General features: G+C 38.0%; 18 protein-coding genes. 10 read left to right on the forward strand and 8 right to left on the reverse strand.

Annotated features, from left to right (window positions below; genetic code table 11):
* Window positions 1-904 precede the first annotated feature (904 nt).
* The 5 genes from NYQ66_RS15025 to NYQ66_RS15045 all read left to right on the forward strand — a co-directional run bounded on the left by NYQ66_RS15025 (window position 905) and on the right by NYQ66_RS15045 (window position 6,414).
* The gene (locus NYQ66_RS15025) at window positions 905-1,720 is read left to right on the forward strand and encodes an STAS domain-containing protein (protein ID WP_259870568.1); all 816 of its coding nucleotides are present in this window, start codon (window positions 905-907) and stop codon (window positions 1,718-1,720) included.
* Between the two features lie 170 nt (window positions 1,721-1,890).
* Window positions 1,891-2,580, forward strand: a complete 690-nt coding sequence (locus tag NYQ66_RS15030) for a response regulator transcription factor (RefSeq protein ID WP_259870569.1) — start codon at window positions 1,891-1,893, stop codon at window positions 2,578-2,580.
* Window positions 2,577-3,581 carry a sensor histidine kinase gene (locus tag NYQ66_RS15035; protein WP_259870571.1) on the forward strand — a complete coding sequence of 335 codons (1,005 nt, stop codon included), beginning with the start codon at window positions 2,577-2,579 and terminating at the stop codon, window positions 3,579-3,581. The genes NYQ66_RS15030 and NYQ66_RS15035 overlap by 4 nt, the downstream gene beginning before the upstream one ends.
* Before the next feature lie 141 nt (window positions 3,582-3,722).
* Window positions 3,723-4,484 carry an ABC transporter ATP-binding protein gene (locus NYQ66_RS15040; protein WP_259870573.1) on the forward strand — a complete coding sequence of 254 codons (762 nt, stop codon included), beginning with the start codon at window positions 3,723-3,725 and terminating at the stop codon, window positions 4,482-4,484.
* On the forward strand, window positions 4,474-6,414 hold the full coding sequence (locus tag NYQ66_RS15045) for an ABC transporter permease (RefSeq protein WP_259870575.1): 1,941 nt from the start codon (window positions 4,474-4,476) through the stop codon (window positions 6,412-6,414). The genes NYQ66_RS15040 and NYQ66_RS15045 overlap by 11 nt, the downstream gene beginning before the upstream one ends.
* Window positions 6,415-6,512: 98 nt before the next feature.
* Here the strand turns inward: NYQ66_RS15045 and NYQ66_RS15050 are convergent, their stop codons facing one another.
* Window positions 6,513-8,207, reverse strand: coding sequence for an alpha/beta hydrolase (locus NYQ66_RS15050; RefSeq protein ID WP_259870576.1), 1,695 nt, complete (start codon window positions 8,205-8,207; stop codon window positions 6,513-6,515).
* Between the two features lie 171 nt (window positions 8,208-8,378).
* Between NYQ66_RS15050 and NYQ66_RS15055 the strand changes: the two genes are divergently transcribed.
* Complete coding sequence (locus NYQ66_RS15055) at window positions 8,379-9,212, forward strand: Cof-type HAD-IIB family hydrolase (RefSeq protein ID WP_259870577.1); 834 nt, start codon at window positions 8,379-8,381, stop codon at window positions 9,210-9,212.
* Between the two features lie 96 nt (window positions 9,213-9,308).
* Here the strand turns inward: NYQ66_RS15055 and NYQ66_RS15060 are convergent, their stop codons facing one another.
* The 3 genes from NYQ66_RS15060 to NYQ66_RS15070 all read right to left on the reverse strand — a co-directional run bounded on the left by NYQ66_RS15060 (window position 9,309) and on the right by NYQ66_RS15070 (window position 11,685).
* Window positions 9,309-10,007, reverse strand: a complete 699-nt coding sequence (locus NYQ66_RS15060) for a M23 family metallopeptidase (protein WP_407652098.1) — start codon at window positions 10,005-10,007, stop codon at window positions 9,309-9,311.
* A gap of 243 nt (window positions 10,008-10,250) precedes the next feature.
* Window positions 10,251-10,835: an ATP-dependent Clp endopeptidase proteolytic subunit ClpP gene (gene clpP, locus NYQ66_RS15065; protein ID WP_259870578.1), complete on the reverse strand. Its 585-nt coding sequence runs from the start codon at window positions 10,833-10,835 to the stop codon at window positions 10,251-10,253.
* Window positions 10,836-10,848: 13 nt separating this feature from the next.
* Window positions 10,849-11,685: an RNA polymerase sigma factor gene (locus NYQ66_RS15070; protein WP_259870579.1), complete on the reverse strand. Its 837-nt coding sequence runs from the start codon at window positions 11,683-11,685 to the stop codon at window positions 10,849-10,851.
* 436 nt (window positions 11,686-12,121) lie between these two features.
* On the opposite strand from NYQ66_RS15070, the gene NYQ66_RS15075 reads away from it, so the two are divergent.
* From NYQ66_RS15075 to NYQ66_RS15090, 4 genes are all read left to right on the forward strand, one after another.
* On the forward strand, window positions 12,122-12,346 hold the full coding sequence (locus tag NYQ66_RS15075; protein WP_259870580.1) for a DUF1659 domain-containing protein: 225 nt from the start codon (window positions 12,122-12,124) through the stop codon (window positions 12,344-12,346).
* A gap of 29 nt (window positions 12,347-12,375) precedes the next feature.
* Complete coding sequence (locus NYQ66_RS15080; protein WP_407652099.1) at window positions 12,376-12,597, forward strand: DUF2922 domain-containing protein; 222 nt, start codon at window positions 12,376-12,378, stop codon at window positions 12,595-12,597.
* 70 nt (window positions 12,598-12,667) lie between these two features.
* The gene (locus tag NYQ66_RS15085; protein WP_259870582.1) at window positions 12,668-12,805 is read left to right on the forward strand and encodes a YvrJ family protein; all 138 of its coding nucleotides are present in this window, start codon (window positions 12,668-12,670) and stop codon (window positions 12,803-12,805) included.
* A gap of 239 nt (window positions 12,806-13,044) precedes the next feature.
* Window positions 13,045-13,875 (forward strand): TSUP family transporter, encoded by an 831-nt coding sequence (locus NYQ66_RS15090; RefSeq protein ID WP_259870583.1) that lies wholly within the window; start codon window positions 13,045-13,047, stop codon window positions 13,873-13,875.
* A gap of 73 nt (window positions 13,876-13,948) precedes the next feature.
* Here NYQ66_RS15090 and NYQ66_RS15095 read toward each other — a convergent pair whose 3' ends face one another.
* The 4 genes from NYQ66_RS15095 to NYQ66_RS15110 all read right to left on the reverse strand — a co-directional run bounded on the left by NYQ66_RS15095 (window position 13,949) and on the right by NYQ66_RS15110 (window position 19,396).
* Complete coding sequence (locus NYQ66_RS15095) at window positions 13,949-16,156, reverse strand: alpha/beta hydrolase family protein (protein ID WP_259870585.1); 2,208 nt, start codon at window positions 16,154-16,156, stop codon at window positions 13,949-13,951.
* A 154-nt stretch (window positions 16,157-16,310) separates the two neighbouring features.
* On the reverse strand, window positions 16,311-17,231 hold the full coding sequence (locus NYQ66_RS15100) for an ROK family protein (RefSeq protein WP_259870586.1): 921 nt from the start codon (window positions 17,229-17,231) through the stop codon (window positions 16,311-16,313).
* A gap of 10 nt (window positions 17,232-17,241) precedes the next feature.
* Window positions 17,242-18,687 carry a 6-phospho-beta-glucosidase gene (locus tag NYQ66_RS15105; RefSeq protein WP_259870588.1) on the reverse strand — a complete coding sequence of 482 codons (1,446 nt, stop codon included), beginning with the start codon at window positions 18,685-18,687 and terminating at the stop codon, window positions 17,242-17,244.
* 82 nt (window positions 18,688-18,769) lie between these two features.
* On the reverse strand, window positions 18,770-19,396 hold the full coding sequence (locus NYQ66_RS15110) for a YesL family protein (protein ID WP_259870590.1): 627 nt from the start codon (window positions 19,394-19,396) through the stop codon (window positions 18,770-18,772).
* Between the last annotated feature and the right edge of the window lie 3 nt (window positions 19,397-19,399).

The following is a 19,399-nucleotide window of genomic DNA, read 5'->3' on the forward strand; positions in this document are numbered from 1 at the left end:
TTAAATTAAACCAAAATATCAGAATAATCACAATAGTGTAAACAAACTAAACTTAGGTAGTCGAAATAGTGATAAAAGTTATATCTCTACCACTACAAAAGATTGATAGAGAGAACAATAGAGATGAATAGACAAAGTATGTGCTAATCACTTACTTCAGTCGAAATTAGTTGAAAATTTAGGGTAAGTGCGAAATAATCATCTTAACCAGTACATTAGACCTACACTTTATGAAATGACCTATTCCAAGAAGTAACCTACAATCTTAACTTCAAGGGCCATGATAAATGTCCCATAGCTATATTAGATTATCATCCATACTTGACTAGAAGTGTTTTTCTAAGCTCATAAAATAAAATAGAATCTTTATTTCCCAACATAAAAAAGCATTTTCAAAGTGTTCATCCTTTGAAAATGCCTCTTTTCCATACAAGAAAAGCTACTCAGTTTATAAATTAATAATTCGTGCACACAAGAACCGTCCCCCTGTTTCCATATTGGACATGATCCGTTCTAGTAACCAGAATATTCTATTTAATCTGTGTGAAAAGTCATCGTATCGTGATAGAATATTCTTTATTGGTACGGTTACGCGATGAATCTAGGACTTGCTTTTTAGATTATGTACATGGATACTAAGTTTGAAACGAAAGAGTTGCTTTTCCTAAGGCTTCTTTACACCTGAACATCCAATCCCAATCTTATGCAAAACTCATCCTATTCAGCAATGAAATTATAGAGCAGATGGAGGTCGATAAAATTAAATACTAGAAACCAACGCTAACCATCCCTAATGTGGGAGTCAATAAGATAAAAAATGGTTAAGAAACAAGTTTTTTCACCGATACGTTAATTAATTTTTATAATCATACGTCTTCTAACTTCATTACAAAGGGGAGTTATCATGAGTTACTCGTTTAAGGAGTCCTTCCAACTAAAGGATTTTGTCAAACAAAACAACATGCTTTTTGAAGAAGAATTACTGAATCAAGCACAGAATGTCACGGACAAAATGGACGAAATTCTTCGGATTGGAAATATTGATTTAGTCACGAATGCACACAAGCTAGTGATCTATATCATTGATAATGAATACGAAGAAATACAAGCTTTCGCAAAACAAGAAGGGATTGCTTGGGCTATGCAATCCATTGCAATATCCTTTAAATTAGAATGGATTCAAGCGATCAGAAGGACCCTGTGGATTTTCATTCAGAAGTATAATGATTTATCACATGCATATAATCTGAACAAACTTTTTGTTTTAGAAAAGGAAATCAATAGTGCTGTTGATAATTTCTTAAATATATTCTTTATTAACTATTCGATTTACAAGGATAAGCTAATTACCCAACAGAAAGAACTAGTGAGAAATCTTTCCGTACCGATTATTCCCATTAACGCATCAACAAGTGTTTTGCCATTAATCGGTGAAATCGAAGAAACGAGAGCAAATATATTAGAAGAAAAGGTCTTAAATGAAGTAAGTAAAATGCATATACAAACACTGATCATGGATGTATCTGGCATCGCTTACCTAGAAGAGACAGCTATTGCTCATCTGTTAAGGGTTATAGATGGTACTGCAATGATGGGATGTACAACCATTATGACTGGCTTACGAAAAGAAGTAGTAAGAACCATTACTGACTTAGGCGTTTCACTTGAAATAAAGACATACGGAACTCTACAACAGGCCTTACATAAGTATTTAGTTTAATAAAGGATGAAAGCACGGGATTTTGTTCTCGTGCTTTTTATTGTGTTGCACCATAAAAGTAACGCATTCCATTTACTCATAAGCACAAGCCCCAGACACATAGCTTTTTTCCATATCTTGCTATACAATAATGCTAGAATAAGTTGAGTCTGAAAGTGTGGTTGAGCGTTATGTTTAAAATCTTATTAATAGAAGATGATCGTACTTTATTCCAAGAGATGAACGAACGATTATCGAGCTGGTCATATGAAGTTCACGGGGTTAGCGATTTTGGAAATGTGATGCAGGATTTTTCCACTATCCATCCCGATCTAGTTATCATTGATATTCAATTGCCTAAGTTTGATGGCTTCCACTGGTGCAGGATGATTAGAAGTCACTCTAACGTACCAATTATCTTTCTATCATCACGGGATCACCCAACCGATATGGTCATGTCCATGCAGCTTGGTGCAGACGATTTCGTTCAAAAGCCATTTCATTTCGACGTACTCATCGCAAAAATCCAAGCTACCCTCCGCCGTGTTTATAACTACAACACCGAAAAAAACGAACTAAAAACATGGTGTGGTGCAACAATTGATTACGAAAAAAATACCGTTTCTAATCCACAGGGAATGATTGAACTAACCAAAAATGAGATTTTTATCTTAAAACAATTAATCGAACATAAAAACAACATTGTTGGTAGAGAGAGCTTAATCGAAAGTCTGTGGAACGATAAACGATTTGTTAGTGACAATACGCTTACGGTTAATGTTAACAGATTGCGTAAACGTTTAGAGGAAATCGGTTTAGGAAAGTATATTGAAACAAAAGTAGGCCAAGGATACATCGCACTTGAAGAAGGTTCAATATGATTTGGAGTTACATAAAAGAAAGACGAAGCTGGATTCTACTCTTTTTATCGCTGCAAGGCTTACTTCTTTTTGTTTCCTATTTGGATAATGCGATCCCTTTCACTTCTGCTTTGTACATCGTCTGTTTATCCCTACTTATCTTTTTTATTTTCATTATCATTCGTTACCAAAGGGAAACAAGGTTTTACAAAAGCTTAGTAGAACGAGAAGATAGCTTGGACTTAAGTCAATTAGACGATCCAAGATCCCCTTTCGAACAGTTTGTCACGGATAGCCTTTCGCTTCAAACCGAGCACTTAAAAAAAGAAGCATCCGAACACTGGACGTTATTAGAGCAAGAAAAAGATGAACTATTGGCTTGGATCCATGAAGTGAAAACACCATTAACAACTATGCACTTAATAATCGAAAGACTAAACAATGATACGATGAAAGCAAATTTGACTTATGAGTGGATGAGAATTCATTTATTACTTGATCAACAGCTTCACCAAAAAAGAATTCCTTTTATAAAAAATGATTTATATATGGAAGAAACAGATGTAGAAGATGTCATCATCCAAGAAATCAAAACATTACAATCATGGTGTATCCAAAAAGGGATCGGTTTTGACATGGATCTAAAATCACAGAAAGTACTTACAGATGCGAAGTGGGTTGGATTTATCATAAGGCAACTTTTAACCAATGCGGTTAAATATAGTAGGCAGTCCGATATTGTCATTGTAAGCTACGTCAAAGACGAACAAACCGTACTAGAAATAAAGGACGTTGGACTCGGTATTGATGCAAAAGATCTCCCACGTATTTTTGAAAAAGGATTTACTTCCACAACAAGGCACCAAGATCATGCGTCAACAGGTATGGGGTTATATCTCACGAAAAAAGTGGCAGACGCCCTCCATATAAGCCTCGATGTGACATCCAAGCTTGGCGTGGGTACGAGCGTCCGAATTACCTTTCCAAAACGCAATGCATTCGTAGCTCTAACACGCATGTGACAATAATGTCACATGCTTTTCTGTTTTGTTCGTTTAATCGAAGGAAAAATAACCTCTTGCCTTCTATAATAAAAGTATCCAAAACAGATGAACTCCGGAAATCATCTTTCAAAATTTTCAAGGTAAAGGAAGGCTCTGGTTATGACAATCTTATCCGCAAATAAAGTATATAAAAGCTACGGAAATAAATTTAACAAGCAAGAAGTATTAAAAGCAATCGATCTACACATCGAAAAGGGCGAATTTGTCTCGATCATGGGACCATCAGGTTCTGGGAAAACAACGCTTTTAAACGTACTTTCATCGATCGATAAAGTGAGCGTTGGCTCGATTATGATCGAAGGTGCAGAACTAACAACGATGAAAGAGAAACAACTGGCAGCGTTTAGAAAACAGCACTTAGGATTTATCTTTCAGGAATATAACTTACTCGACACACTAACCGTAAAAGAAAATATATTACTTCCACTCACCATTGTCAAGATCTCTAAAAAAGCAGCACAGCACCAATTTGAAGCCTTAGCTAAAGAGCTTGGAATTTTTGAGGTGAAAGATAAATATCCAAATGAAATTTCAGGTGGACAAAAACAACGCACATCCGCCGCCCGCGCTTTCATCCATGAACCAAGTATCATTTTCGCGGATGAACCAACAGGTGCGCTTGACTCTAAGTCGGCATCCGATTTACTAAACAAGCTTAGTGACTTAAATAACAAGCGCAAAAGCACGATCGTGATGGTAACACATGACATGGCAGCTGCTAGCTTCAGTAATCGCGTGATTTTTATTAAAGATGGTCAAATTTACTCCCAATTAACAAAGGGTGGACAAACAAGACAACAGTTTTATCAAGATATTTTGAAGACCCAGGGTGTTTTAGGTGGTGTCCACCATGACCATTAACCAACTCATGCTCCGAAGTCTCAAGAAAAATATGAGTAACTATTATTTATACGTGTTTGCCCTTGTGTTTAGTGTGGCGCTTTATTTTGCATTCGTAACTTTGCAATACGACCCAGCTTTAGACGAGGCGAAAGGATCCATCAAAGGTGGGGCTGCAATTCGAACGGCTTCGGTATTGCTCGTGGTGATCGTATCGATTTTTTTACTATATGCAAATAACATTTTTATCAAGCGTCGCAGTAAGGAAATTGGAATGCTTCAATTGATTGGAATGACCAAGAACCGGATTTTTCGAATGATTGGGACAGAAAACTTTATTCTCTATTACAGCTCCATCGCAATCGGAATCTTTTTCGGTTTTATTGCCTCTAAACTTGTGATGATGATTTTATTTAAAATTACAAAAGTAGAGATCGCAGCGACTTTAAACTTCTCTACCCAAGCACTAACACAGACAGTAATCGTGTTTACGGTGATCTTCGTGTTCATACTATTGCTGAATTACTTATTTATGAAAAAGCAGAGCATCTTGTCCCTGTTCCGGGTCTTGTCGTCTACACAAGTAAAGGTAAAAAAGATGTCTATCCTTGAGATCTTTATTGGGATTTTAGGATTTGGCTTAATCGGAACGGGATACTATGTATCTTCCAAACTTTTTGGAGGAGACTTGTTCTCGATGAATGAGTTGTTTCTCGCTATGCTGTTCATCTTAGCGTCGGTCATTCTAGGAACCTACTTTTTCTATAAAGGTTCAGTTAGCTTCGCACTGAATATCCTCCGCAAACAAAAGAATGGGTATCTAAACATTAAAGAGGTACTGTCGTTATCGTCGTTAATGTTTCGCATGAAATCAAACGCGCTACTTTTAACGATTATTACAACAGTATCAGCACTTGCAATCGGATTGTTATGTTTAAGTTATATCGCTTATTACTCCGCTGAAAAAACAGCGGAAAACTACGTTGCGGCGGATTTCGCACTGACGAATGTGGATGATGCACAGATCCTTACCCAGAAATTAAATGAGGCCGGAATTGACCATCAGGAAAAAGTGATCGATGTCATTCAAGTAGAAGCAAACATCGAAGGCATCATGCAAAACAAGCTCGAAGAATTGAACACCATCCCTGCAAAAATGCAGATTCCACTTGTTAGCGAGAAAGAATTGGAGAACTTTGAATTAGATGAAAACGAATTGATTTTCACTGGTTATAGCGATTTGTTACAGAAAATTATGCCTTTGGGTCAAAGTGGAGAAATTCAACTCGTTGGAAAATCAGAGCAACTGACATTTGATTTTGTTGGACAAAAAAAGGATTACGTGATATCCAACTACTTTACCGTGGGAGGCTTGCCAACTGCCATCGTAGATGAAAAAGTTTTCAATCAAATAGTTGCGGATCTGAATCCAGACATCCAAAAAGAATTCTCACAATATATCGGGATCACGCTATCTAATCAAAACCATTTAGAAAAGGCGAATGCTATCTTTGGAGAACTAGAACCAACAGGTAACGCTTCATCACGCTTAGACGTTAGTAATGATCAGAAGAAAAATATGGGGTTAATGCTATTCATTGTTGGCTTTTTAGGACTAACCTTTTTAATCACATCCGGTTGTATTTTATATTTTAAACAGATGGATGAAAGTGAAGAGGAAACAGGAAGCTATACAATCTTAAGAAAACTTGGATTTACGCAAGATGATTTAATAAAAGGTATTCGCGTGAAGCAATTGTTTAACTTTGGCATCCCTCTAATCATTGGACTACTCCATGGCTATTTTGCCGTTCAATCTGGTTGGTTCCTATTCGGTTCAGAGCTTTGGACACCGATGTTCGTAGTAATGGCATTATATGCAGTGCTGTATTCAATATTTGGCGTTCTTTCCGTGCTTTACTATAAGAAGGTCATACGGATGGCTTTGTGAAGTGGGAGCGATAAAAGCAAACGGTATGTTGGAAAGAGGACTCCATGTTGGATAGTCCTCTTTTGCTTTTAATATCCAGGCGTATATTACGTCTCTCCCTAATGCAAATACATAAACCGTTCCATATAATAGATAAAGATCTGATTATAGTAACTTGAAAAATAAAAGTCTCCATTATGCCCTGCAAATGGCATCATCAAAAGTGCAGAGCCCGGATTATCATTATTATCGTATGCCCGATCAAACGCCTTCGCGATCGACGGATCTACCACGCCATCTGCCGTACCTTGAAAAATCAATGCTGGTGGGCTCTCTTCCTCGACTAGTAATGTTGGATCTACTAATCCTTCGGCACCACCTATTCCAACATTAGTAGCTAAGCCATTTGCTGGATAGATCGGAATAATTCCTTTTACTTGTAATGCAGGATTCAATAGATCTTCGTAATCACCGCTTGCTAAACCAAGTCCAACTGCACTGGCTAACTGTCCTCCTGCCGATGGACCGGAAACGAATACAGAATCTAAATCTGCTTGGAATTCATCATTGTGCGTGACTAAGTAATCCGTAAACAGCCCAATGTGTCGCACCATATCATCAATAGTAAAATCTCCAACAATGTTTTCCGGTACTGGAGCAGATTCTACAAATTTATCTTCGCTACTTAACCCATATTGGACATCAAATACTACATACCCTTGGCTAGCAAAATATTTATTAATCTGACTATTGTTGCTAGCCCCTTTATCACCAATCGTCCATCCACCTCCATGGATACGGATTAACACCTCTCTATTGCCCGGAAGATCTGCACCATTTTCAGGAGGCATGTAGGCATCAAAGCGTAATTCGATGTCCTTGTCTATTCCATCTAACCCTTCATAAAAAAGAACGTCCTCCTTAACGATGTACGCATTTGTTTTTGTACCAAAAAAATAATTCGCGAGCGAAAATGGCGTGGATAAAAAGTGCTTGCTCACTTGCTCGGGAATACGTGAGTCCAAGTTAACTTCAAAAGCCTCATTGAATTTTCCCTCAGCATCTTCAATTGTGAATGCTGTAGCAATTACTGGAACACTAAAACAAATAGCGACCACCAAGCCGATGATCGAAAGTAAAATACTAAGAAAAGATCGTCTAATCTTCAAGATCAAAGCAACAACCGCTAATGTACTTATACTAAAGAACAACATATAGCCGGGAAGGAACATTTCAACAGCTCCACCAGTTTTGCCAACTAGAAGGATATATGCCACATAACAACCGCCAAGTAAGCACAACCCCAATAATATAGTACCAATAACAGCTTTATTAAATTTCCTTTCACGAGTAAAGCTTACAGGAGAAGGGTGATCAAACATCGTTTGTGTTTGTGCCCGCGCGCCCCTTTTCACCCAAGTCATGAAGACTCCTAATACAAGCAAAATAATAAGAAGACTTATGGAGATCCAGCTCCGAGAACTTGTAGTAGACAATTGAACAGAAGCGATCGTGTTCAAAATAGGCAGTAGAATCATTACGATAATCGTGAAAACCAAATAAAATTGATCATACCTTTTTCGCTCACCCGCCACCCCAGCAACGATAATATTACCGATTAATGTAAGTAACAAGAGCACACCCAGCACATTCGGTAGGTAATATCGATCTAAATCTAACAAAAATAGCACACTAAGTATGATCGATAAAAGATTTGAAATTAGTAGAATACTAGAAAAAAATTGTGTAAAAGAACGTTTTGGTTTTGTGTAAAAATTCGGTATCGGAGCACCTAGAGGACTAGTTACTTTCATCAAATTACCTTCTTTCTATTTTTTTTCGACTATTCATTTATTATATGCTTCGATCTCAACAACAACAATATCCTAGGAGCTGTTCCCCCACGTCCCACTATTACCCTATTATATTTCAACGAAATCTAGTAAAATAGGAACTAATGCACGCAACAAGAAAGGACTAAAAACATGTCATATAAAATGATTGCACTAGATTTAGATGATACATTACTTCGGGATGACCTCTCGATTTCTAACCGGACAAAAGATGCCTTAATGCATGCACAGGAAATGGGAATTAAAGTCGTACTAGCGTCTGGTAGACCAACGTTTGGTATGATGCCAATTGCAAAAGAACTTCGTTTAGCCGACTACGGTAGTTATATCATTTCTTTTAACGGTGGAAAAGTGATCAATTGCAAGTCACAAGAAGCGATCTTTAGTAGTGGTTTATCGGTGACGGATGTTCAAAAACTTTATACCATTAGCCAACGTGAGGAAGTAAATATTCTGACTTATGTCGGTGATGAAATAATTACGGCAAATGAAGATGCCTATACAACGATTGAGTCCAATATTACCGGACTACCAGTCAAAGCAGTTAATGATTTCCCAGCAAGTATCGAAAACCAAGTCGTAAAAGTGTTAATGGTTGGTGAGCCAAACAAACTGGCAGAAACAGAGAAAAAACTACAAGCAGAATTAGATGAAGAATTTAGCGTCATGCGTTCTAAGCCTTACTTTCTTGAATTCACAGAAAAAGGTGTAACGAAAGCAACAAGTATAAATGAATTAATTAAACGCTATGGGATCAAACGTGAAGAAGTAATTGCGATTGGTGATAGTTATAATGACCAGGAGATGATTGTTTTCGCAGGTCTAGGAGTTGCGATGGACAATGCGCCCGACGACATTAAAGCGGTCGCTGATGTTGTGACAGATTCGAATATGAATGATGGCGTAGCGAAGATCGTTGAAGAATATATTCTTAACCAAAAAGTGGAAACTACCTCCAACACATAAACAATAGAAAAAGATGGCCGTTTTGAAGTATTGATACTTTGAAACGGCCTTTTAGTTTCCAAATGGAAACACAAGAACCGTCCCCATGTTCACGTTTTATCTAACTATTGCTCCTGTTTCTATTCCTACGTAGATGTTTACTTTTCCAAAATCTCGTGTTTGGATGGTTACGACATTTTGGTATGGTGTGGCTAGGATATCATATTGTAGTCCTCCGTATTTGGATGGTTTCAGCACGCCTGCCCAATTGTCTTTGTCCTTTTTTACTGGGGGCTTGTTTAGTTTGTACACTGTCCAAGTCAATGCATCTTTTGGTAAAAACAATGTTTTAGTTTTCTTCTCCTCTTTTGTTGCGATAATCTTATTAGTCCTACTTACTTTATCAATCTTCTCTACATACATAAGTGGGTCCACGGCATTTGTTTTCCTCGCATTCCACTTACCCTTATGTACCTCAAAATGAAGATGTTGCCCATAACTATCACCCGTGTCACCCATCACGCCAATCTGTGTATGTTGGTTCACCTGCTCTCCAACTCTACACAATCTTGACCCAGTTCTCATGTGTGCATAAACGGTCTCGTAGACCTGCCCATCGATTAGATGCTCAATAAAAATACACTCTCCATAGCTATCTGATAGATAAGACCTACTTACCTGGCCATCTGCAGAGGCAAAGATTGGATGCATTCCCGACTCGGCAATATCAATTCCATGATGTGTCGGACGATCGATTGTTCGAAAGCCACTTGTGATTCGCCTAGTATCCGTTGGCCATACAAAATTACCCACCATTATAACCCTCCATTCAGCTTCATAGATTACATAACTATAATCGTCTAGAATGGGATAGTTGGTGTTCCGTAAAATGAACTTTTTTATTAGTGGACTAAAAAATATAAAGCACAGTCCAAATTGAACTGTGCTTCCCTATTCACTTAGCCTTATAAGCATAGCCGTTTGATACTTTCCGATCTTCGCAAAACCTACAAGTGACTTTAATGTAAAAGAAAGATAAATGAAGATCATCTTCTCCTTTTAAACACGCGTCATTACCTTGTCGATAATACCATATTCTTTTGCGTCTGTTGCCGAAAGAAAATAGTCGCGATCTGTATCTTTATCTACCTTTTCTAGCGGTTGACCGGTACGTTCTGAAATGATCTTATTGATCGTTTTTCTTGTTTCAATGAGTCGTTTAGCATGTATTTGTATATCAGTCGCTTGCCCTTGGGTTCCCCCTAACGGCTGGTGGATCATTACTTCTGCATTAGGCAAGGCATAGCGTTTGCCTTTTTCACCTGCTAGCAGTAGAAAAGCCCCCATGGAAGCTGCCATTCCGATGCAAATCGTCGAAACATCTGGTTTAATAAACTGCATCGTGTCAAAAATGGCCATCCCAGCAGATATCGATCCACCTGGTGAATTAATATATAAGCTAATATCTTTATCTGGATCCTCAGCTGCTAGAAATAAAAGCTGCGCAACAACGGAGTTCGCTATCGCATCATCAACCTGCGTTCCTAACATAATAATTCTATCTTTTAATAATCGAGAATAAATATCGTAAGACCTTTCTCCCCGATTTGATTGTTCCACAACATATGGAATTACATTTGACATCACAATCACCTCTTTATGCTGATATTGGTAAGAAACGATCCTCATCATCTAACATTTTTGTTTTTAAATAAGTTGTAAGTTCTGGTCGATAAATCGGAATAAAAAGTAAGGTCCCATTCTTTTGCCTCACAGTCATGATCGCATAAGATGTGCCCACTCCGACTATCCCCGTAGACCTATGCTCTACTTTCGAGATATTCGTTACAAATGCTTTAGCATTCATACTTGGAGTACATGTCTCATTCTGATAAAGCCGTACAATTGCACCCACATTACTCTCCTGTATCGCAGTTACATACGGAATGACTTTCTCTTCCTCTTGAAAAAATGATTCTTTAAAAACGGTCCCTTTTAATCCACGGAGCTTTTTTCTAGCACGATGAAGAGAAGCTTTGACAGATCCTTCACTTTCTTCAATCATCTCTCCTACTTCTTTAGCAGAAAAATCAAATCCTTCTATAAGTAACAGACTTACACGCTGTTTTGCAGTTAACTTTTCAAGCAGTGTTTCAACCATCTGATACGTGGCATCAGCATGATCATCATCCTGTTGTTTCATTTTAGCTACATCTTCTTTTAATTCCTCGTCTATATGACACTTTCGGTGTTGGTCTATCCATGTGTTTGAAGCAATTCGAAATAAGTAAGCCTTTGATATATCAGTTGGATTCTTCACCCAACTTTTATACGCCTTCGTTAACGTTTCCTGCATTAAATCTTCGCCATCCCAGCTTGTTTTACCAAGGGACTCGCAGTATCTACGCAAAGGAACCATATAAGACTCAATCCTAGATTCAAAATCAAAGGCTCTAAGTTGATCATTCAGGGTTTGATTCACAAGCGGCCGCATGCTACTCCTCCTCTGTTATAAACCTTTCACTACTATAAACGAAAAAACAACCCAAAAAGATACGCAAACCCAAAAAAAATTTGGAAACATGGGGACGGTTCTCGTGTTCACGTTTCCCAAAACAATCTGGATGCAATGCTTAGTTATGTATATTATGACCATATTCAAAGATATAGTTCCACTAAATGGTATGATATCTATTATTTTTAACCAGTTTAATAAGACGTTTGCAGGAAAAGAGGATAATCAATAAAACCTATAATCCAGAATTAGAGTATCTCTCGCTCAGCTCCAAAGCAGTCCTCCCCATTACATAATCACGCACTAACCTGTTGGGAATTCCCTACAGGTTTTTATTTTTTTAAAAAAATTTTAAAAACATAGACACCTCTTTCACCCCTCCAGACGATTATAGATACGAAAGGAGGTGAGCGACATGGCAGTAGCAGCAACAATCGATTCTCGACTTCAATTAGCTTTCGAAAATGGGTATGATGCAGAAGCTGGCAAAGTGATCTTAAAAACGAAATCATTCAACAACATTAAGGTTACAGCCACTCCAGATCAGTTACTTGCGGTAACCGCAGCATTAGTACCTTTGCAACAACTTCCGCTTTATTCTATAAAGCGGAATGACACAGAGCTTATTACAGCTGAGTAATGAAGGGATTAAAATCATAAAGATAGGAGGTGAATCGTTTGAAAACATTAGAGATGAAGTTTGGAAATGAGGATAACAAAGTGGTTACGATTTCATTAGAACAACCAATCGAACCGGTTGATCCAGTGGCAGTTGAACAAGCAATGGATGTAATCATTGCACAAAATGTCTTCGCTTCAAGCGGCGGAAACCTAGTAACAAAGAAAAGTGTTAGAGTCGTTGAGCGTAACGTTGAAGATATAGAAATTTAATGATCAAAAGGGAGCGACATCATCGCTCCCTTTTCTGCTATTAAACGATCCGTAGAAAGGAGGAGTTTTCATGGAGGAGACATGGTTATCATTAATTACTGATGTTGGGTTCCCGATTGCTGTAACGTTTTACTTGTTACACAGAGTAGAGGCCAAATTAAATACATTAATTGAATCCATCATTTCCTTGCCTGAGAAGTTGAAGTAATTATGAAAAAGTGACGCGACCCAATCCATACATGAGATAACAGTAATCTATCCAATAACAACCCGCGGGACAAGCGACCTGTCCCGCGTCCCAACTTTGTCTTATTTGCGGCAAAGATGTTTCTTAGATATAATTTACTCATAATGAAAAACCTATAACCACTAATTGTAGCAAAAAAACGCAAAACAGCTTCCTTCTTATTGGCAGGCCACACAACCAACAAAACCACGAATGCACAGATGGTAACAGCCAAGAATATAAAAACAGCGGGGATGGTACACATTTTTATTTTATATTTTTTCATAGGACTGTTTGCTTCTACACTTGGCGCAGTTGCAGGACTAGGCGGCGGAGTTATGATCAAGCCTGTTTTAGACTTGTTTGGTCATTTTGACTTAGCAACAATTGGCGTCCTTTCAGCTGCAACTGTTCTATCCATGGCAACAGTTTCCTTATTAAACATACGGAAAACAAACGTCAAAATAAATAAAGTGGTTAGTTCGATCATTGCAGCAGGCTCAATTTTGGGTGGCATCGTGGGAAAAGTAATCTTCAACTTTGTCGCCATTTCTCTCAACATACCAACAATAACTGCTATCATACAATCGGTAATGTTAGCAGTCTTACTGTCTTTTATCTATATCTATTTCAAAATGAAACACAAGTTAAAAACATTTAAACTGTTAAATAAACTTGTCATTTTCCTTGTTGGATTTTTATTAGGGGTTCTCGCAGCCTTTCTTGGCATCGGTGGAGGGCCTCTTAATGTCGCTGTTCTAATCTTGTTATTTTCGATGGATGCCAAAAACGCAGGAATTAATTCGATCTTTATTATCTTATTCTCACAGTTATCTGCATTATTATTAATCACATTTTCGACTGGGTTTGGAGACTATGACTTATCCATGCTTATCTTCATGATTCCAGGAGGTATTCTCGGTGGTATAATTGGCTCTACTCTTTTGAAAAAATTAACGATCTTACAGGTGGAAAAAACATTTAACATAGCGATATTATTCATTATCGGTATAACGATTTATAATGTAATTAACATCGGATTCCTGCATTAGTAAGAAATAAGCCCCATCGAATCAATCTATCTAATTCGATGGGGTTTATGACATAAGCACCGACCTCGGCACTCTATTCCGCTCCAACTTCTTCCAGTAGTACTCTCCCTGAATTAGCCTCCAAACGTAATCTTATCTTTTTTATATAACCACCGTTCTCCAACACAAGGTTTGTTATTTCAAATGATTCAATAGGAACTGTAAATGTTTGAAAAACAGGCTCCCATCCCTTTTCGTATTTGCCATCACGAAACACATCGTCAAACAAACCGAAATGCGTATAAACAGTTTCAATCACAGGTGGAATGGACATGACATCTTCTAAGGAACGCGACTCTACCATACCTGCTTCCGACTCTAATTCAATCTCAACAGCAGGAATATCGTCCCCATCAACGCCTATATTCGCCAACGTGAGAACAAGATTTTCCGGCTGTTCTAACCCTATTAATTTCACAAGATCTTTTGGCATCGTAATTGTGTAGGTGGCATCACCTTCCCATTCAAGAAGAACAGCATCTATGGGACGGTCATTTCCCTTTCTTTGTTTAGGTGTTATGACCCCCCACTTACTAAAACCTTCCGCCTGTACGCTTACACCGTTTGTCGAAAGTGTATCACCCCTAGAATGCGTGATTTGGGTTATAGGGACGTAGCTCGCATTTCGGTATTTACTAACGATTGTAGTAGCGGGTAGCCACTCTTTTCCATACTGATGATCACGGAACAATTGTTCATAAGACGTCTGTTGATGAAATACATGTTCAAAAAATGCAGAAAGGTACACTTTAGCTACTTGGCGCTGTTCCTCAGGGGCCATTGTCTGCATCTGGTTTAGAAAAATTCCCTTAGGCAGGTCTGAGTCCATCCTCCCCCACTCCGAATTAAATTGACTATGATTCGCATCAGCAATATAAACAGAAGCTTTGAACCCATCATCATTCTTATCATAAGTGGTACGATAAAATTGTTCGTCACCTCGGTAATCATTCACATCAGCATCTCGTGCCCCTTGGAGCAGTAAATAAGAAACATTTCTCAAATATGGTCTCTTCCCATCCACTTTTTCATCTGTCGGAGCAAGTGAAACAACTGCGTTTATATTTATATTTTCCAATTGCTTTCGTAAGCTACGATCCTTAAAAAAGAGTGGATAATCCGCAACCACTTGAACTGCCTGACCTCCTCGCGAATGGCCCACAAGTCCAACCTGATCAAAGTCTATTTTCTGCGACAAAATATGACCAGGTGTTTCGTTCATTTCTTGCAGTTGGATTAAGTGTTGCAAGATCATCCATGCTCGCAATTTATAATCATTTTTAGGGCTTCCGTATGTTTTAGATGAATTGATAAAATCCTGATCTACAGAAACCGTTAGAAATCCACGGCTTGCAAGCAGTTCTCCTAGATAATCATATCCATTTACAGAAAAATCTTCCATCGCATGATTTCCATGCACCATTAAAATCAGAGGAAATGGACCCTCTCCTTCTGGCATCCACGTCCGACCGTTTACAGGCAATGCAGGTAGATCAAAGCCCCAAAACGCCTCTCTTTTATCACTCCATACTGTGTCCAAACGCGTTGCATCGACAGATGGTGTAACGATATCAACAGCACTACCAAAAGCTTCTCGATGTTTGTCTTTCCCACTCCCATATGTTAAAAAGCGATAATCATAGTCCCCTTTTTGAGCAGGGTTTTCTACGGTCATCTCCTCCGCTTTATTAGCAAAAACAGACTGCGTATATCCTCGAACACTATTAATCTCTTTATCATAAAAGTCTAAAAAAATAGCAATAACAAAGATGATTGGAAAAATAGAGAACGCTATAATTTTACGCGTTTTTTTATAAAATAGCAGGAACAAAAACAATCCGATTAACAGGCAAACAAGACTATATCCAATTCCCGCTATATAGGAAAAAACTTTACCACTTTTATCATCAATCAATATACGAACGCTAGAGTAAATCGTGTAAGCGAAACTTCCGAGTAAAAGACGTGGAAGCGGAACATATAGAAAAGCCAACAAAATACCGATGATAATCGTCGCACCTAAAAAGTATAGACCATTTAAACCAACAGCTTTCCCAATGTCCGTCAGTTGCGTGAAGGTGCTAGCTCCTGTCGGGTTCCCTATCGCCTCCATCATAGAAGCAACTGTAGTAGCAAACCAAAGAACAAAGATACACCAACGTGCATACGTACGATCTTTTTCTGGAATTCGTGATAGTCGTTGAATAAACCAATGGCCAAACTTAATCAAATAAAGTTTCACGACGATTTCCCCTGTCTGCAAATACCCTAGAATGCTTTTATATTAACATAAGAAAGCGCTTACGTAAATGGGATAAAAGGAAAGTGAAATAGTGAGATTCATATCCCCATTCCCTTATGATTTGCATTAACAAAGATGTTCTTTCTTTATTCCTCTAAAAGCAGCCACAACTACAAATGCCACTCCCATGCCTAGTCAAAAAATGATAAAGCGCACCTATCATCCCAGAATCATTTTTATGCTTGCAAATATCGATTGGCACACTAAAATCCTGCCAATACGCAAGACCTTCTAACTTTCTCTTGATGCTCCCTACTAGTTCACCTTGATTACTTACTCCACCACCAATTAAAATCTTTTCTGGATCCAAGGTAACCGCTAAATTATAAATCCCAACACTTACATAGCCGATCCAATTTTCAAGTAATTGATTGACTTCTTCATTATCCTTCGCTTCATCAAAAATTGTTTGACCTTCAACTATTCCATCTTTACCTAAGCCTTTTAACTTTTTATAATCATTAACTAAAATACTCGTTGCTCCATTATGATGCCAGATCTCTTTTTCGATAGCCGCCTTTTGTGTAACCATAAATCCAAATTCTCCACCCCTAAATGCATTACCATGAAGAATCTTACCATCCACATAAATGCCCCCACCTATACCAGTTCCAATTGTGACACATATAAAATGGTTACATTCCGTTGCATTTCCATTTAACTTCTCAGCTAAAGCAGCACAGTTACCATCGTTTTCTACCTCAATAGGTAGATTAATCCTGTCTTCAAGTAACAACTTTAAGCTCTTTCGTCTCAAACAGGCTACATTACCCGCAGAATCTGATTCGAGATATCCAGTTTTAGGATTGATTGGGCCTGCCATACTAACAGCAACTCCACATACATGGTGCGCACTTTTATACGTCTCGATCGTAGCAACCATATCAAACAAAAAACGATTTAAGTCAGTTACAGCCGTGCTATAATGACTTTTTTCAAGTATGGTGCCATCCTCATAAATGATAGAATGCTTCACCTTTGTACCACCGACATCAAAAGCAATATATTTATTCATGATCATCCCTCTAATCTAGGAATACTTTTTCTCCGTTTGTAGCTATTACATTTTTATACCAATGGAATGATTTCTTTTTAGATCTCATTAACGATCCAGTACCATCATTGTGTTTATCCACATAAATAAATCCATAGCGTTTTTTCATTTCACCAGTAGTAAAGGAGATAACATCAATACAGCCCCAAGCTGTATATCCCATTAAATCAACACCATCAAGTACCACAGCTTTTTTCAATTCTTCAATATGTGAACCTAGATAAGCAATTCGATAGTCATCCTCTATCGTGCCATCTTCTCTCATCTCATCTATTGCTCCAAAACCATTCTCTACAATAAATAGCGGTAATTGATATCGTTCATAAAGCGTTACTAATGTATAACGCAAGCCAACTGGATCAATCTGCCAACCCCAATCACTCGCCTTTACATACGGATTAGGAACAGAATGCTTAGAAGCACCGTCCGTTGATGCACTTGTATCTGTTTCTGCATCTGCTTTAACTGCATTGGACATATAATAGCTTAGACCAATGAAATCTACCGTTCCTTCTTTAAGTATCGCCTCATCTTCTGGCTCCATGTTTATCTTATAACCTTTTCGCTCCCACTCTTTTCTTATGTAGCTAGGATAATAACCCCGCACGTGTACATCTGGAAAAAAGAATCGCTCATGCATTGACTCGGTAGCAATCATGACATCATCAGGGTTACATGAATAAGGATAAAATGGGACAAACGCGATCATACATCCAATTTCGAAAGTAGGATTAATGATTTTCCCTTCCTTTACAACAAGCGCACTAGCCACCAATTCATGGTGAGCCACCTGGTACATCGTTTCCATTGGATTTTCATGCTCTGAATACCGTACACCCGAGCAGGTCCATCCAAAAATATCAGCAGATGTATTCGTCTGGTTATTAATTTCATTAAATGTCATCCAATATTTGACCTTATCTTTATAACGATTCATAACCGCAATCGCATAGCGAACAAAAAAATCAACAACTTTACGATTAGCAAAGCCACCATATTCCTTCGCTAAATGATAGGGCATCTCAAAGTGGCTAAGCGTAACCACAGGTTCAATACCATGGTGTAAGAGCTCATCGAATAAGTCATCATAAAACTGCAGACCTTCCTCGTTCGGCTCGAGCTCATCCCCATTAGGAAAAATTCTTGTCCATGCAATACTGGTTCGAAAACATGTAAATCCCATCTCCGCAAATAAAGCAATATCCTCTTTATATCTACTATAAAAATCGATCGCTTCATGATTTGGATAATATTCACCTTCTAAAACACCATCTGTAATTTTTCGCGGAACACCTTTGGTACCTGCAGTCATTACATCAACAATACTTACTCCTTTATATCCCTTGTTCCATCCGCCTTCTAATTGGTGAGCTGCAACTGCCCCTCCCCACAAAAAATCGTTCGGTAAACGAGTCATTTCACGCGCGCTCCTCTCTCAAAAAAAGCCGTTAGTAGCATGTAACTAACAGCCTTTTATCTATAATTTTCACAAACTTACATCATGCAGTAGCATGCTTATTTTCGATTTTTTTAATAATTTGTTTCGCCTGCTTCATGATCACAAAACTAATGACACTCCCAGAGAAAAAAGGAAAGACAGCAGGAATAAAAATAATAAGGTAATACATAAACAAAGCGGTACCAATGATCGTTAGCATCGACATTGGTGACGATAAACCAAAATGAATTGCATATTTTACATATTGCAAAGGCTTTAACTTAAAGCTAACAAATATCGGATAAATATAAACCAAGATTAATAGATACAACAAAGTAAAGAACAATAGCAATCCAGATAAAAGAGTTGTGACCAAGCCACCGAAATTACCGATAAATAGAAAGTCTATATATAATAGATACGCCCCTAAAACAAGTATCCACATGATCGCATTTGCTTTCCAAAAGTCTTGTTTATACGCTTGCCAAAATGTCTGAAAAACGTTTATATCCTCCTGCCCTACCACCCATTTGCGAATAACCGTAAACATAGCAGAAGTAGCAGGTCCAATTCCAAAAAGGAGGAGACCAATAACAGAAAATAAGATCCATAGTAAATTAACATAGACGAGACGTGTAAAGCCCTCACACATGCTATATAGATACGAAAACAGATTACTCGTTGGCAACGT

It is taken from the genome of Aquibacillus koreensis (assembly GCF_025154055.1).
GTDB lineage: Bacteria > Bacillota > Bacilli > Bacillales > Amphibacillaceae > Aquibacillus_C > Aquibacillus_C koreensis.

Excerpts from the sequence above, each read along its gene's own strand:
- NYQ66_RS15085 (WP_259870582.1), top strand. The coding sequence starts at position 12,668 with ATGGAGGAGACATGGTTATCATTAATTACTGATGTTGGGTTCCCGATT.
- NYQ66_RS15075 (WP_259870580.1), top strand. The coding sequence starts at position 12,122 with ATGGCAGTAGCAGCAACAATCGATTCTCGACTTCAATTAGCTTTCGAA.
- clpP (WP_259870578.1), bottom strand. The coding sequence starts at position 10,835 with ATGTCAAATGTAATTCCATATGTTGTGGAACAATCAAATCGGGGAGAA.
- NYQ66_RS15055 (WP_259870577.1), top strand. The coding sequence starts at position 8,379 with ATGTCATATAAAATGATTGCACTAGATTTAGATGATACATTACTTCGG.
- NYQ66_RS15045 (WP_259870575.1), top strand. The coding sequence starts at position 4,474 with ATGACCATTAACCAACTCATGCTCCGAAGTCTCAAGAAAAATATGAGT.
- NYQ66_RS15030 (WP_259870569.1), top strand. The coding sequence starts at position 1,891 with ATGTTTAAAATCTTATTAATAGAAGATGATCGTACTTTATTCCAAGAG.
- NYQ66_RS15050 (WP_259870576.1), bottom strand. The coding sequence starts at position 8,207 with ATGAAAGTAACTAGTCCTCTAGGTGCTCCGATACCGAATTTTTACACA.
- NYQ66_RS15040 (WP_259870573.1), top strand. The coding sequence starts at position 3,723 with ATGACAATCTTATCCGCAAATAAAGTATATAAAAGCTACGGAAATAAA.
- NYQ66_RS15090 (WP_259870583.1), top strand. The coding sequence starts at position 13,045 with ATGGTAACAGCCAAGAATATAAAAACAGCGGGGATGGTACACATTTTT.
- NYQ66_RS15060 (WP_407652098.1), bottom strand. The coding sequence starts at position 10,007 with ATGGTGGGTAATTTTGTATGGCCAACGGATACTAGGCGAATCACAAGT.
- NYQ66_RS15070 (WP_259870579.1), bottom strand. The coding sequence starts at position 11,685 with ATGCGGCCGCTTGTGAATCAAACCCTGAATGATCAACTTAGAGCCTTT.
- NYQ66_RS15100 (WP_259870586.1), bottom strand. The coding sequence starts at position 17,231 with ATGAATAAATATATTGCTTTTGATGTCGGTGGTACAAAGGTGAAGCAT.
- NYQ66_RS15025 (WP_259870568.1), top strand. The coding sequence starts at position 905 with ATGAGTTACTCGTTTAAGGAGTCCTTCCAACTAAAGGATTTTGTCAAA.
- NYQ66_RS15105 (WP_259870588.1), bottom strand. The coding sequence starts at position 18,687 with ATGACTCGTTTACCGAACGATTTTTTGTGGGGAGGGGCAGTTGCAGCT.
- NYQ66_RS15035 (WP_259870571.1), top strand. The coding sequence starts at position 2,577 with ATGATTTGGAGTTACATAAAAGAAAGACGAAGCTGGATTCTACTCTTT.